The 13,265-nt window shown below is 71.2% G+C and carries 10 protein-coding genes; 5 read left to right on the plus strand and 5 right to left on the minus strand.

What is annotated here, in order from left to right:
* Positions 1-93: 93 nt before the first annotated feature.
* The 3 genes from ACZ60B_RS03845 (at position 94) to aspS (ending at position 4,123) form a co-directional block, all read left to right on the plus strand.
* Positions 94-1,071 carry a pirin family protein gene (locus ACZ60B_RS03845; protein ID WP_469383892.1) on the plus strand — a complete coding sequence of 326 codons (978 nt, stop codon included), beginning with the start codon at positions 94-96 and terminating at the stop codon, positions 1,069-1,071.
* Positions 1,072-1,136: 65 nt separating this feature from the next.
* The gene (locus ACZ60B_RS03850) at positions 1,137-2,213 is read left to right on the plus strand and encodes an AI-2E family transporter (RefSeq protein WP_469383893.1); all 1,077 of its coding nucleotides are present in this window, start codon (positions 1,137-1,139) and stop codon (positions 2,211-2,213) included.
* Between the two features lie 146 nt (positions 2,214-2,359).
* Positions 2,360-4,123 (plus strand): aspartate--tRNA ligase, encoded by a 1,764-nt coding sequence (gene aspS / locus ACZ60B_RS03855; protein ID WP_469383894.1) that lies wholly within the window; start codon positions 2,360-2,362, stop codon positions 4,121-4,123.
* Between the two features lie 94 nt (positions 4,124-4,217).
* On the opposite strand, the gene ACZ60B_RS03860 is transcribed toward aspS, so the two are convergent.
* Positions 4,218-4,694, minus strand: a complete 477-nt coding sequence (locus ACZ60B_RS03860; RefSeq protein WP_469383896.1) for a hypothetical protein — start codon at positions 4,692-4,694, stop codon at positions 4,218-4,220.
* 162 nt (positions 4,695-4,856) lie between these two features.
* Between ACZ60B_RS03860 and ACZ60B_RS03865 the strand changes: the two genes are divergently transcribed.
* Positions 4,857-5,792: an intradiol ring-cleavage dioxygenase gene (locus tag ACZ60B_RS03865; protein WP_469383897.1), complete on the plus strand. Its 936-nt coding sequence runs from the start codon at positions 4,857-4,859 to the stop codon at positions 5,790-5,792.
* A gap of 101 nt (positions 5,793-5,893) precedes the next feature.
* On the opposite strand, the gene ACZ60B_RS03870 is transcribed toward ACZ60B_RS03865, so the two are convergent.
* Positions 5,894-6,259 carry a PH domain-containing protein gene (locus ACZ60B_RS03870; RefSeq protein WP_469383899.1) on the minus strand — a complete coding sequence of 122 codons (366 nt, stop codon included), beginning with the start codon at positions 6,257-6,259 and terminating at the stop codon, positions 5,894-5,896.
* Positions 6,260-6,467: 208 nt separating this feature from the next.
* Here ACZ60B_RS03870 and ACZ60B_RS03875 point away from each other — a divergent pair, with 208 nt between their 5' ends.
* Complete coding sequence (locus ACZ60B_RS03875; protein ID WP_469383900.1) at positions 6,468-7,436, plus strand: intradiol ring-cleavage dioxygenase; 969 nt, start codon at positions 6,468-6,470, stop codon at positions 7,434-7,436.
* Between the two features lie 80 nt (positions 7,437-7,516).
* On the opposite strand, the gene metG is transcribed toward ACZ60B_RS03875, so the two are convergent.
* The 3 genes from metG to ACZ60B_RS03890 form a co-directional block, all read right to left on the minus strand.
* On the minus strand, positions 7,517-9,232 hold the full coding sequence (gene metG, locus ACZ60B_RS03880) for a methionine--tRNA ligase (protein WP_469383901.1): 1,716 nt from the start codon (positions 9,230-9,232) through the stop codon (positions 7,517-7,519).
* 167 nt (positions 9,233-9,399) lie between these two features.
* On the minus strand, positions 9,400-11,016 hold the full coding sequence (locus ACZ60B_RS03885; protein ID WP_469383902.1) for a VWA domain-containing protein: 1,617 nt from the start codon (positions 11,014-11,016) through the stop codon (positions 9,400-9,402).
* Between the two features lie 236 nt (positions 11,017-11,252).
* Complete coding sequence (locus tag ACZ60B_RS03890; RefSeq protein ID WP_469383903.1) at positions 11,253-13,244, minus strand: FUSC family protein; 1,992 nt, start codon at positions 13,242-13,244, stop codon at positions 11,253-11,255.
* Positions 13,245-13,265 lie beyond the last annotated feature (21 nt).

Genomic DNA, 13,265 nt, shown 5'->3' on the forward strand with positions numbered 1-13,265 from the left:
CGAGCCCGGAGGGAATTCCCTCCGGGCTCTCCCCGTTGAGGGTGGCAGAAAGTTCAATGCTCAACTAATCTGGTTGCACAAGGAGGTACCGACATGCCCGCAGTAACCGTCGAGAACCCGTTGACGCTGCCCCGTGTGGCCGCTCCCGCCGACGCGGTGGCCCGCCCCGTGCTCACCGTGACGACCGCGCCCAGCGGCTTCGAGGGCGAGGGCTTCCCGGTGCGCCGCGCGTTCGCCGGGATCAACTACCGCCACCTGGACCCGTTCATCATGATGGACCAGATGGGCGAGGTGGAGTACGCGCCGGGCGAGCCCAAGGGCACCCCCTGGCACCCGCACCGCGGCTTCGAGACCGTGACCTACATCATCGACGGCGTCTTCGACCACCAGGACTCCAACGGCGGTGGCGGCACCATCACCAACGGCGACACCCAGTGGATGACGGCGGGCTCGGGCCTGCTGCACATCGAGGCGCCGCCGGAGTCCCTGGTCATGTCGGGCGGCCTCTTCCACGGCCTCCAGCTGTGGGTGAACCTCCCGGCCAAGGACAAGATGATGGCCCCGCGCTACCAGGACATCCGCGGCGGCAACGTCCAGCTGCTGTCCACCCCCGACGGCGGCGCGCTGCTGCGGGTCATCGCCGGTGAGCTGGACGGCCACCAGGGCCCCGGCATCACCCACACCCCGATCACGATGATCCACGCGACGCTGGCCGCGGGTGCCGAGCTCACCCTGCCGTGGCGCGAGGACTTCAACGGCCTCGCCTACGTGCTGGCCGGGCGGGGTTCGGTGGGCGCCGAGCGCCGGCCGATCCAGCTGGGCCAGACGGCCGTCTTCGGCACGGGCTCCTCGCTGACCGTCCGCGCGGACGAGCGGCAGGACTCCCACACCCCGGACCTGGAGGTCGTGCTCCTGGGCGGACAGCCCATCCGTGAGCCCATGGCCCACTACGGCCCGTTCGTGATGAACAACCAGAGGGAGCTCCAGCAGGCGTTCGAGGACTTCCAGAAGGGCCGCCTGGGGACCGTCCCGGCGGTGCACGGGATGACCGAGGGCGGACCGCAGGCCTGACGCTCCGTCACCCGGGCGGGCCGTCCCGACGGGACGGCCCGCCCGCCGCGTGATCGGGTGGAGGTGTGCACCTGCTTCCCGATCCCGCCCGTCGGCTCGCCGCCTGGTGTGCCGTCGTCCTGCTGGTCGCCGGAGTCGGCTATCTCGGGATCCGGCTGTGCGCCGAGCTCCGTACGGCCGTGACGCCCGTGCTGCTCGCGCTGCTGGGGACCGCGCTGCTCGGGCCGCTGCACCGCCGGCTGGTGAAGGCCGGGGTCAACCGGTCCGTGGCGGCCGTGGTCACCTGCGTCGCCGTGGTGGCCGTGGTCGGCGGGGCCGTCTACATCGTCGTCGCGGCGCTCGTCCACACCGGGGACGAGATCGTCGCCTCGCTCAGGACCGCGGCGCGCAGCATCGCCGACCACTTCGGCGCCGCCGGCACCTCGCTGGACGACCTCGCCGGCCACAGCCGGGAGCTGCTCGCCCGGTTCGGCGGGACCGCCGCCTCCAACGTCATCAGCGGGGTCAGCGTCGTCGGCGAGACCATCGCCGTCGCCGTTCTGGCCCTGCTGCTCGTCTTCTTCTTCCTGCGCGACGCCCACCGGGTCTCCCCCGCGCTCAGGTCGCTCGCCCCGCGGGGCACCGCCGACACCGTGGAGGTGATGGCGCGGCGCGCCTTCGAGGCCGTCGAGGGGTTCATGCGGGGGACGACGCTCATCGCGCTGATCGACGCGGTCTGCATCACCGTCGGTCTGCTGATCCTGCGGGTGCCGGGGGCGATCGGGCTCGGGGCGCTCGTCTTCGTCGCCGCCTACATCCCCTACCTCGGGGCCTTCCTCTCCGGCTCGGTGGCCGTGCTGGTCGCGCTCGCCGAACGCGGATTCGTGATCGCGCTGTGGGCGCTCGGTGTGGTGGTGGGGGTGCAGTTGCTGGAGGGGCACGTGCTCCAGCCGGCGATCCAGAGCCGGACCGTGCAGATGCATCCGGCCGTGGTGATGCTGGCGATCACCGCGGGCGCGTCCGTGGCCGGGATCCTCGGGATGCTGCTGTCGGTGCCGCTGACGGCGGCCGTCTTCGGGGTCCTGCACGAACTGCGCACCCGTCACCTGCCGTCCGGGCCGCCCGGGCCGTCGCAGGTGCCGTCCGGGCCGTCGGAGCCGTAGCGCAGGTTCTGTCCGGGCCCTCGCGGCGGGCCCGCCCCCGGACCTGCCGTACCAATGGTGGGGAGGTGATCACGGGCTGGCCGGTAGGCTGGGGTGAGGTTTCACGTGAAACGCAACCCCGATCCGCGAAGGCTGGATGAACGACGATGCATCGGTACAGGTCCCACACCTGCGGCGAGCTCCGCGCCTCTGACGTCGGCACCGACGTCCGGCTGAGTGGCTGGCTGCACAATCGGCGCGACCTGGGTGGCATCCTCTTCATCGATCTGCGCGATCACTACGGCATCACGCAGCTCGTCGCCCGCCCCGGCACGCCCGCGTACGAGGCTCTCGACAAGGTGACCAAGGAGTCGACCGTCCGCGTCGACGGCAAGGTCGTCTCCCGTGGCAGCGACAACGTCAACCCCGAGCTGCCCACCGGTGAGGTCGAGGTCGAGGTCGGCGAGGTCGAGCTGCTCGGCGCCGCCCAGCCGCTGCCTTTCACGATCAACGCCGAGGACGGGGTCAACGAGGAGCGGCGCCTGGAGTACCGCTTCCTGGACCTGCGCCGCGAGCGTATGCACCGCAACATCATGCTGCGTACGGCGGTCATCTCGGCGATCCGCCACAAGATGACGGCACTGGGCTTCAACGAGATGGCGACCCCGATCCTGAGCGCCACCTCCCCCGAGGGCGCCCGCGACTTCGTCGTGCCGTCCCGCCTGAACCCGGGCAAGTTCTACGCGCTGCCGCAGGCCCCGCAGCAGTTCAAGCAGCTGCTGATGATCTCCGGCTTCGACCGGTACTTCCAGATCGCGCCCTGCTTCCGCGACGAGGACGCCCGCGCGGACCGTTCGCCGGGCGAGTTCTACCAGCTCGACGTGGAGATGTCCTTCGTCGAGCAGGAGGACGTCTTCCAGCCCATCGAGAAGCTCATGACGGAGCTCTTCGAGGAGTTCGGCAACGGCCGTCATGTGACGTCCCCGTTCCCGCGGATCCCGTTCCGTGAGGCGATGCTGAAGTACGGCTCCGACAAGCCGGACCTGCGGGCGCAGCTCGAACTGGTCGACATCACCGACATCTTCGAGGGCTCGGAGTTCAAGGCGTTCGCCGGCAAGCACGTGCGCGCGCTGCCGGTGCCGGACGTCTCCGCCCAGCCCCGCAAGTTCTTCGACCAGCTCGGCGACTTCGCCGTGACGCTGGGCGCGAAGGGCCTGGCCTGGGTCCGGGTCGCCGAGGACGGCTCGCTGACCGGCCCGATCGCGAAGTTCCTGACCGAGGAGAACGTCGCCGAGCTGACCAAGCGCCTGTCGCTGGCGGCCGGTCACGCCGTCTTCTTCGGTGCGGGCGAGTTCGACGAGGTCTCGAAGATCATGGGCGCGGTCCGCGTCGAGGCCGCCAAGCGCGCCGGCCACTTCGAGGAGAACGTCTTCCGGTTCTGCTGGATCGTCGACTTCCCGATGTACGAGAAGGACGAGGAGACCGGCGCGATCGACTTCTCGCACAACCCCTTCTCGATGCCGCAGGGCGGCCTGGAGGCCCTCCAGACCCAGGACCCGCTGGACATCCTGGGCTGGCAGTACGACATCGTCTGCAACGGCGTCGAGCTGTCCTCCGGCGCGATCCGGAACCACGAGCCGGAGATCATGCTCAAGGCCTTCGAGATCGCGGGCTACGACCGTGAGACCGTCGAGGAGAAGTTCGCGGGCATGCTGCGCGCCTTCCGCTTCGGCGCCCCGCCGCACGGCGGTATCGCCCCCGGCGTCGACCGGATCGTCATGCTCCTCGCGGACGAGCCCAACATCCGCGAGACGATCTCCTTCCCGCTCAACGGCAACGCCCAGGACCTGATGATGGGCGCGCCGACGGAGCTGGAGGAGGCGCGACTGCGCGAGCTGCACCTCTCGGTGCGCAAGCCGCAGCCGAAGTAGCCGAGCGCGGGGAGCGAGATCCGCTCCCGGACGAGCCCTGACGAAGGGGGCCGGAGACCGATGTCGGTCTCCGGCCCCCTTCGCCGTTCAGGTCCTAGGTGTCGTACCGCCCGTCCCAGGGCGCGCCGAAGCCGAGGTGGTCCGGGTAGAGCTCGGCCCAGGCCTCGCCCTCGTCCTCGCCGGTCAGCAGGCCGAACAGCACGCCGTCGACGGTGACTCGGAAGGGACGGACCGCGATGTCCGTGTAGGTGCGCCGGGGCAGGCTGCGGAGTTTGGTCGCCAGGTGGGCGCGGGCGTGGGCGAGCACCGACGTTCCTCCGTGCGGGGACCGCTGCTGCTCGGCCCAGGTGCCGGCGCACCAGATCTCCGAGTCGCGGTAGCGGCCGTCGGCGTCGAAGAGATGCAGCACCGAGTACAGGCGCTTGTGCACCTCCCAGCCGTCGTCGGGACGGTACTTCTCGGGGAAGGCATAGGTGACCGAGCCCAGGAACTGTCCGTCCGCGTAGCGGCCGACGGCCTGGGTACGGCCCTGCGGCTCGTAAGCGATCGGAATGACCTCAGGGACTGGCATGGCGAGAACCATACGTATCCGCTGTGGCGACTTTCACTCCAGGGTCCTGAGATGACCGCCGGTCTTCCGGAGGAGCCACTCCCTGGCCCCTTTTGCACGCACATGGCAACGCACAGTCCTTCCCCACGCTCCTGACAGGGCCCGTGCCTAACGTCACCGCCCATGACGGGAAACCAAGGACCAGCACACAAGCGGAGCATGACCCGGCGCAAGGTCGTCGTGGCGGGCGGAGCGGCCGTGGCCGTGGCGAGCGTGGGCGGCGGCGTGGCCGTGACCGCCTTCGCCGGCGAGCCGGCCACCGGCTCGACCGCGTCGGCCACCGCCGCGGAGACCTGCTACAAGCTCACCTCGGAGACCACCGAGGGTCCCTACTACATCGACGCGGACAAGATCCGTAAGGACATCACCGAGGACAAGGAAGGCATCCCGCTGACCCTGGCCCTCAAGGTGATCGACTCCGAGACCTGCAAGCCCATCAAGAACGCGGCCGTCGACATCTGGCACTGCGACGCGCTGGGCATCTACTCCGGTTACGAGAGCCTGTCCACCGGCGCCGGCGGCGCGCCGACCGACGTCCCCTCCGGTACTCCCACGGGTGAGCCCCCGTCCGGCGCGCCCTCCGGCGGCACCGGTGGCGGTGGCCACGAGGAGCCGACCGACGACGAGCGCTATCTGCGCGGCACCTGGCGGACCGACCGCAGCGGTCACGTCACCTTCAAGACGATCTTCCCGGGCTGGTACCGGGGTCGCTGTGTGCACATCCACGTCAAGGTGCACGTGGACGGCGAGTGGACCGACGCCGGTTACGAGGGCGGGCACACCTGCCACACCGGCCAGTTCTTCTTCGACGAGGCGGCCGTGCTGGCCTCGGCCGAGGTGGCGCCGTACTCCACCAGCACCACCGAGCGCACCACGCTCACCGAGGACACGATCTACGACCAGAGCGGCACCGCGGGCGGCCTGCTCAAGCTGAAGTACGACAAGAAGCACATCGCGAAGGGGGTGCAGGCCTCCCTGACCCTGGGCGTGGACCCGGACGCCACCCATGACGGCACGGACGACGCGGTGCAGCCGGGGGCGTCGGCCTCGGCGGCGTAGTCCGGACCGCCCCGGCTCCGGGGCGATCGCGGCCGGACCGGGAAGAGCGCCCGGGACGTCACCGTCCCGGGCGCTCTTCGGTGTGCCGGACCGCCGGCGGGCTACTTCGCCACGAACTGGGTCAGGATCGCCTGGACCTCGTAGATGTCCACGCCCTTGGTGAAGGTCTTCTCGATCGGGACCGACGAACCGGAGATCCAGATCTTCAGCTCGGCGTCGAGGTCGAACGTGCCCGCCGTCTCCACCGCGAAGTGGGTGATGCTGCGGTACGGGACCGAGTGGTACTCGACCTTCTTGCCGGTGATGCCCTGCTTGTCGACCAGGATCAGACGGCGGTCGGTGAACAGGATGGTGTCGCGGATCAGCAGGAACGCGGCGTGCACCTGCTCGCCCTGCCCCAGCAGACGGGCGTAGTCCTGCTGCGCCTGCGCCGGGTCGACGGTGTGCGCGTTGCCGAAAAGTGCCATGACTTTCTCCCCCTTTGTGCAAGATCTTTGAAACCTATACCGATGTAGGGAGATCGTCCATGGCCGTGCGGCGGTCGGATCGGCCCGAACGCGACTGTCACGAGGTCGCGTTGTCCCGGAGGTGATTTCCGGCCCTCCTCGCCCGGACAGGGCAAAGAGCGTCCTTTTCTCAGCTCGCTGACAGGCTGCCTCCCTAGCTTTCCGGCGCATGACAGAGAATCAGGAGCCCCAAGGGCTGCCGGAATCAAGGGAACTGACACGCCGCAAGGTCGTCGTCGCGGGCACCGGAGCGGTCGCCGCGGTGAGTCTGGCAGGCGCGTTCGCGGCGGACGCCTTCGCCAGTGAGGCGGGTGGCGGCGGACCGGCGCCGGCCGCGGCCACGAGCGGCGCCGAGGCCTGCTACCGGCTGACCTCCGAAGCCGTCGAAGGCCCGTACTACATCGACGCGGACAAGATCCGCCGGGACGTCACCGAGGACCGGGAGGGCATCCCGCTGCTGCTCGCCCTCAAGGTGATCGACTCCGAGACGTGCAGGCCGGTCCGGAACGCCGCCGTCGACATCTGGCACTGTGACGCCTCCGGTGTCTACTCCGGCTACGAGAGCCAGGGCAGCGGCGGTGGCGGCCCCGCGCCCACCGGTGAGCCCCCGACCGGCACGCCCACCGGCGAACCGCCTACGGGCGGCCCCGGCGGCGGCAACCCCGGCGGGCACCAGGAGCCCACCGACGACACCCGCTATCTGCGCGGCACCTGGCGGACCGACCGGCACGGTCACGTCACCTTCAAGACCGTCTTCCCGGGCTGGTACCGGGGTCGCTGCGTGCACATCCACGTCAAGGTGCACGTGGACGGCGAGTGGACCGACGCCGGTTACGAGGGCGGGCACACCTGCCACACCGGCCAGTTCTTCTTCGACGAGGAGTCGGTCCTCGCCTCCGCCGAGGTGGCGCCGTACTCCGCCAACACCACCGAGCGCACCACGCTCACCGAGGACACGATCTACGACCAGAGCGGCACCCAGGGCGGCCTGCTCAAGCTGAAGTACGACAAGCGCGACATCGCCCGGGGTGTCCACGGGTCGATCACGGTGGGCGTCGACCCGGACGCCACCAACGACGGCGAGGGCGCCCCGCCGCAGCCGAGCGCCTCGGCCACCCCGTCCGCGTCGGCGTCGTAGCGGACCGATGCGGTGACGCAGCACAGCGGGCCCGGTGACGCCGCACGACGTCACCGGGCCCGCTGTCGGAAGAGCCGTGGCTACTCCGGCGAACCGCCGAAGCGCTCCTTGTACGTCTCCAGGTCCTCGTCCGTGAGCTTGGCGAAGAGGACCGGGGGAACCGTGAACGGGGTGCCGGCCGGGACCGCGGTGAGGGACTTCGCCTCGGCCTCGGTGACCCAGGCCGCCGTGTCGTCGGGGAGGGTGAAGGCCGCGCGCATCGTCGCCGCCGACGCCGGGATGAACGGCTCCGAGACCACCGAGTAGAGGTGGATCAGGTTCATCGCCGTGCGCAGGGTGAGGGCCGCGCCGTCCTTGTCGGTCTTGATCTCCAGCCAGGGGGCCTTCTCCTCCAGGTAGGAGTTGCCCGCCGACCACAGGGCGCGCAGCGCCGCCGCGGCCTTGCGGAACTGGAGGGCCTCCATCTGGGACTCGTACTCGGCGAGCAGCCGGGCGATCTCCTCGCCCAGACGCGCCTCCGCCTCGCCCGGCTCGCCGCCCGCCGGGACGTCGTCGCCGAAGCGCTTGCGGGAGAAGGACAGCACCCGGTTGACGAAGTTGCCCAGGGTGTCGGCCAGGTCCTTGTTCACGGTCGCCGTGAAGTGCTCCCAGGTGAAGGACGAGTCGTCCGACTCCGGGGCGTTGGCGATCAGGAAGTAGCGCCAGTAGTCGGCCGGGAGGATGTCCAGCGCCTGGTCGGTGAAGACACCGCGCTTCTGGGACGTGGAGAACTTGCCGCCGTAGTACGTCAGCCAGTTGAAGGCCTTGACGTAGTCGACCTTCTTCCACGGCTCGCGCACGCCGAGCTCGGTGGCGGGGAACATCACCGTGTGGAACGGGACGTTGTCCTTGGCCATGAACTGTGTGTAGCGGACGGTGTCGTCGGCCTCGTACCACCAGGACTTCCAGTCCCGGTTCTCCGGGTCCTGGTCCGCCCACTCCTTCGTCGCGCCGATGTACTCGATCGGGGCGTCGAACCAGACGTAGAAGACCTTGCCCTCCGCCGCCAGCTCCGGCCAGGTGTCGGCCGGGACCGGCACGCCCCAGTCCAGGTCACGGGTGATCGCCCGGTCGTGCAGGCCCTCGGTCAGCCACTTGCGGGCGATCGAGGAGGCCAGCTGCGGCCAGTCCGCCTCGTGGCGCGCGACCCAGGCCTCGACCTCGTGCTGGAGCTTGGACTGGAGGAGGAAGAGGTGCTTGGTCTCGCGGACCTCCAGGTCGGTGGAGCCGGAGATCGCGGAGCGCGGGTTGATCAGGTCGGTCGGGTCCAGCACGCGGGTGCAGTTCTCGCACTGGTCGCCGCGGGCCTTGTCGTAGCCGCAGTGCGGGCAGGTGCCCTCGACATAGCGGTCCGGCAGGAAGCGGCCGTCGGCCGGGGAGTACACCTGGCGGATCGCCCGCTCCTCGATGAAGCCGTTCTCGTTCAGCTTGCGGGCGAAGTGCTGGGTGATGTCCCGGTTCTCCGGGGACGAGCTGCGGCCGAAGTAGTCGAAGGCGAGCGCGAAGCCGTCGTAGACCGCCTTCTGCGCGTCGTGCGCCTGGGCGCAGAACTCGGCCACCGGCAGGCCCTGCTCCTTGGCCGCGAGCTCGGCGGGGGTGCCGTGCTCGTCCGTCGCGCAGATGTAGAGGACGTCGTGGCCGCGCTGGCGGAGGTACCGGGAGTACACGTCCGCCGGGAGCATGGACCCCACCATGTTGCCCAGGTGCTTGATCCCGTTGATGTACGGAAGGGCGCTGGTGATGAGGTGTCGAGCCATCGCGGGCTGCTCCCAAGTCGCTACGTGGGGTGACGATCGTCGGTTCTCTGGTCGTCTCTGAACCTTGAAATCGTAGCCGAAACGGGTGCGCCGCCCGCCTCCCGTTTTAAGGGGTGGGAAGCGGACGGCGCGGGTGGTGCCCGGCGGTGCGGCCGGGCGGGCGGTGGTTACGGACGCCAGGCGGCCAGTACGCCCTCGTACAGCTCGGCGTCCGTGAGCTCGCGCGGGGTCGGGCCCGCGTGGAAGAAGGCCGCGTTGCCGGTGTTCAGCTTGCGGAGGTAGTCGAAGGCCTTGTTCTCCAGGTCGCCGAAGGCGACGAAGGAGAAGAAGAGGGACGGGTTGTTCTTCGCGGCGTCCGCGAGGGACTGGGTCGCCGGGGTCTTGGCGTCCGGGGCGCCGTCGGTCTGGAAGACGACCAGGGCGGGGTCCGTCGTGCCGGACTTCTCGTAGTGGGCGACGATCGCCTCCACGGCCGCGTGGTAGCTCGTACGGCCCATGCGGCCGAGGGAGCCGTGCAGCTCGTCGATCCGGTTCTCGTGGTCGGCGAGGGTGAGGTCGGCGGTGCCGTCCACCTCCGTGGAGAAGAAGACGACGTGCACCGTGGCGTCGGCGTCCAGGGTCGCCGCGAGGGCGAGGGCCTGGTCGGCGAGGGCCTGGGCGGAGCCGTCCTTGTAGTAGGGGCGCATCGACGCGGAGCGGTCGAGCACGAGGTACAGCTTCGCCCGGGTGCCGGTGAGGCCGGCGTTCGCCAGGGCGGCGGTGGCGGCGCCGTGGGCGCTGGCGAGCCCGGGAGCGGTGGCGGTGAGCGGGGCGGCGGGCTCGGCTTCGGCCTCGGGCTCGGGAGCCGTCTCCGGCTCGGGCTCGGGCTCCGACGTGAGCTCGGGCTCGGGCTCCGACGTGAGCTCCGGCTCGGGCTCCGGCTCGGGAGCGGCCGCGACCGGCTCGGGTTCGGTGACGGGTTCCGCTTCCGCTTCAGGCTCGGGTTCCGCTTCGGCCGTCGGCTCGGTCGTGGGCTCGGGGTCCGCCGCGGGCGTGACCTCGGCGGCCGGTTCGGCCGCAGTCTCGGGCTCGGACTCGTCCGTGCCCTCGGCCTCCGCCGCCGGCTCCGAAGGCGCCTCGGCCTCCGGCTCGGCTTCGGCTTCCGGCGCCGGTTCCGGCGTCGGCTCGGCTTCCGGCTCCGAGGGCAGCTCGGCCGCAGGCTCGGTCTCGGCGACCGGCTCGGTCTCCGGCTCCGGCGTCGGCTCGGTCTCGGCCACCGCTGCCGTCTCCGTCTCCGGCTCCGAGGGGACCTCGGCGACCGGCTCGGCTTCAGCCACCGGCTCGGCCTCAGGCTCGGCGACCGGCTCGGTCTCCGGCGTGGCCTCAGCCGTCGGCTCTGCCTCGGCGACCGGCTCGGTCTCCGCTTCAACCTTCGGTGCGGCTTCGGCGACCGGCTCGGTCTGCGCTTCAGCCTCCGGTGCGGCCTCGGCCTCCGGTGCGGCCTCGGCCGTCGGCTCTGCCTCGGGCTCGGTCGTCGGTTCGGTCTCCGGTGACTCCGTCGGCTTCGGGACCGTCACGTTGTCGAAGGCCGCCGCCACCAGTTCGTGTTCGTCCTGCTCGGACGTGCTGCGCGGCTCGGGGACCTGGGCGGTTGCCGTGGGTTCCGATGCCGGCTCCTCGGAGGGGGCCGCCGGTTCCTGAGTGGGGACCGTCTCCTGCGAGGTCTGCTCCGCACCCTTTGTCTCGGCGGCGTGATCCTTGCGTGAGCGGCCGAATGCGTTCCGCAGGAGAGTCAGAATGCCCATGTGCGCAACCCTTCGCGTGAGTTGATGCCCGTTAATCCCTGGCCAGGACGGACACGTAAGGTTAGCGGCCCCAGGTGGTGATCTTGGGGTGGGGTGAGCAACGTCGGGCCGCTGTGTCAACACCGTGTCCCCGGCCGTGCCGCCCCCATGGTTAACACCCCTGCCGCGCCGATGGGTTCACTCTCGTTCACCGCTTCGCGACGGGTCCGCGCCCGCGTACTCTCGACGCCCGCCGCTCAGTGCGGGGACGCGATCGCCCTGGCCGCCGCGACCTCCTGGCGCACCGGTTCCAGGACGCTGTCCGCCGGTCCCGTGAGGTCACTGCGGACGGCGATCAGGGTCTTCGCCTCCCGCAGGCCCGCGGACAGCTCTCCCAGCTGGCGCGCCACCTGGGACACCTCGGCCGGTGACGGCGCCGCGGCCCCGTGCTTCACGCGGACCCGGGCCGCGGTCGTGGCGTCCACGATGCGTTCCACGGCGACGACGAGCGGCCACCAGGCGGCGGCGCGCCGGCCGACGGGCGGCGGTTCGGTCAGCGCGCGCTGGAACTCCGTACGGACGTCGGACAGGTCGCGGTAGAGGCGGCGGCGCATCCGGGCGCGGACCGCCGGGGCCGTTCCCGCGCCGAACGCGGACTCGACGTAGCGGGCGGTGTCCGCGACCGCGTCCGCCAGGCGGTCGCCGACCCGGGTGTGCCAGCTCTCGGGCCACAGGAGGTAGCCCGCCACCAGCGCGATCGCGCAGCCCGCCAGGGAATCCACCAGGCGCGGCAGGAGCAGGGCCGTGCCCAGGTGGTTGAGGATGTCGGAGAGCAGCAGGATCACCGGGGTGATGGCCGCCGTCTGGTAGCCGTAGCCGCGCGGCGTCAGGATCGGGATCAGCGGGGCCAGCAGCATCATCGTCGGTACGTCCCACCAGCCGCGCGGCACCTGTGTCAGCACCGCCGCCGCGACGGCCAGCCCGACCACCGTGCCCAGCGCGCGCAGCAGTGCCCGGGAGAAGACGGAGCCGAAGTCGGGCTTGAGGACGAAGGTGATGGTGAGGGCGACCCAGTAGGAGCGGGGGACCGGGATGGTCGAGACCAGGACCTGGGCGAGCCCGATGCACAGGGCCAGCCGCAGACCGTAGCGCCAGGCGGCGGCGGACAGGGCGGCGGCACGGGCGGCCCGGGCGGCGCGGACGTGCAGCGCGGTGGTGGGAACGGCGGAGACGGTGACCGGGACGACGACGGGGCCGTGCCCGGGCGGCGCCGGGGCGGTGACGGGGCCGAGCAGGTCCACGTCGGGGGCGGCCACGACCTCGGCGGCGTGGCGCACGGCGTGCTCGACGGCGCGGCCGGCCTCGTCGGTGGGGGTGGGCAGGTCGATCGGCGTCGGGCCGGTGCGGCCGCTCTCCACGGCGACCGCGAGCCGCAGTACCGTCTCCGCGACCGGGGGCGCGAGGCGGTGGCCGCTCTGGTGGGCGGCCGGGGCGGCCTCTATCACCGGGGTGACGGCGTTGAGCTGCGCGAGCAGCCGGGTGAGGTCGGGGCTGCGGCCGTGCTGGTGGGTGCGGCGGGCGAGGATGACGTCGTACGACTCGTTCAGCGACTCGGTGACGGCGCGCCGGGCCGCGTCGTACTCGCCGGGCACCTCGCCGCCGCAGGCGGCGAGCAGATCGGCGACGGCGCGGTAGCTGTCGGCGACCGCGGCCCGTTCCGGCACCCCGGAGCGCAGCGGCCAGAAGAGCAGGGCGAGGAGCAGCACCAGCAGTCCGCCGCCGGACATCAGGATCGGCGCCAGCCACCAGGCGCCGGGCAGCGGCAGGCCCGCGCCGATCACCGAGTTCAGCAGCAGGACCAGGCCCGACGCGGAGGCCACGGCACCGATCGTCGAGATCATCCCGGAGACGAGCGCGATGCCGGTGAGGGTGGCGACGGCGACCCAGCCGTGGCCGAGGACGAGGCTGCCGAGGGTGACGCCGACGGCGCCGAACAGCTGGGGGACCGCGATGTGCAGGATCCGCAGCCGGTAGGCGTCGGCGGTGTCGCTGATGACGCCGGACATGGCGCCCATGGACGCGAGGGCGCCGTAGTCGGGCCGGCCGGCGGCGAGTCCGACGGCCAGCGGGAGCGCCATGGCGATCGAGGCGCGGACGGCGGCGGCGCGGTTGACCGGGGCCTGCCGGGGCCGGAGGTTCCGGACCAGCCAGTCGGGAGGGGTCAGGCCGGTGCGGAACTCTCGCGACATGGGCCCATTATGGGTGTCTTG

The sequence above is a fragment of the Streptomyces sp. NPDC104096 genome, assembly GCF_055584385.1.

Bases quoted from the DNA above. Each gene is read 5' to 3' on its own strand.
- metG (WP_469383901.1), bottom strand. From the start codon at position 9,232: ATGGCTCGACACCTCATCACCAGCGCCCTTCCGTACATCAACGGGATC.
- ACZ60B_RS03885 (WP_469383902.1), bottom strand. From the start codon at position 11,016: ATGGGCATTCTGACTCTCCTGCGGAACGCATTCGGCCGCTCACGCAAG.
- ACZ60B_RS03875 (WP_469383900.1), top strand. From the start codon at position 6,468: ATGACAGAGAATCAGGAGCCCCAAGGGCTGCCGGAATCAAGGGAACTG.
- ACZ60B_RS03865 (WP_469383897.1), top strand. From the start codon at position 4,857: ATGACGGGAAACCAAGGACCAGCACACAAGCGGAGCATGACCCGGCGC.
- ACZ60B_RS03845 (WP_469383892.1), top strand. From the start codon at position 94: ATGCCCGCAGTAACCGTCGAGAACCCGTTGACGCTGCCCCGTGTGGCC.
- aspS (WP_469383894.1), top strand. From the start codon at position 2,360: ATGCATCGGTACAGGTCCCACACCTGCGGCGAGCTCCGCGCCTCTGAC.
- ACZ60B_RS03870 (WP_469383899.1), bottom strand. From the start codon at position 6,259: ATGGCACTTTTCGGCAACGCGCACACCGTCGACCCGGCGCAGGCGCAG.
- ACZ60B_RS03890 (WP_469383903.1), bottom strand. From the start codon at position 13,244: ATGTCGCGAGAGTTCCGCACCGGCCTGACCCCTCCCGACTGGCTGGTC.
- ACZ60B_RS03860 (WP_469383896.1), bottom strand. From the start codon at position 4,694: ATGCCAGTCCCTGAGGTCATTCCGATCGCTTACGAGCCGCAGGGCCGT.